Annotated in this window: 1 protein-coding gene; it reads right to left on the bottom strand. The window is 62.1% G+C overall.

Going from position 1 to position 451, the window contains the following annotated elements; genetic code table 11:
• The coding region (locus RM844_RS32745) for a hypothetical protein (RefSeq protein ID WP_311671074.1) at positions 1-239 on the bottom strand (239 nt) is incomplete at its 3' end.
• Positions 240-451: the final 212 nt, after the last annotated feature.

The following is a 451-nucleotide window of genomic DNA, read 5'->3' as shown; positions in this document are numbered from 1 at the left end:
CTGAACAGGATTGAGTAGTTTGTGCCGCCCACGATCGCTGTCGTGCTGAAACTCGTCGAGGTGAACTCCTGCGGCAGCTGAGCCGCGCAATTGCCGACCTTCCCCGATGGATCACCGCATTCCGGAGGTGCCGCAAGAGCAACCGGTGCGACGACCGCTGCTCCGATGATGGGTACCGTGACGGCCGCGCCGCGAATGAACGTGCGTCGGGAGAACGCACTTCCTGAACGATTGGTCATTGGTCTTCCTCCTTGTTGGCTCGTGCTTTTCATCGGCAACTTCGAACCTAACAAGGGTGACTTGCGGTGTGGTGGCGATTGCCACTAGCCGAATGAGCCCGCTCCGCCGTCGACGAGCAGGGTCTGCCCGGTTATGTGACGGGCGAGAGGTCGACCCCGGCCGGGGGTTGGAGCCGCCGCAACTTGCCGTCGAAAGCCGTGACATACAGGGC

It is taken from the genome of Streptomyces chisholmiae (assembly GCF_031845445.1).
Lineage (GTDB): Bacteria > Actinomycetota > Actinomycetes > Streptomycetales > Streptomycetaceae > Streptomyces > Streptomyces chisholmiae.
This window is presented reverse-complemented; position numbering and strand designations above follow the sequence as displayed.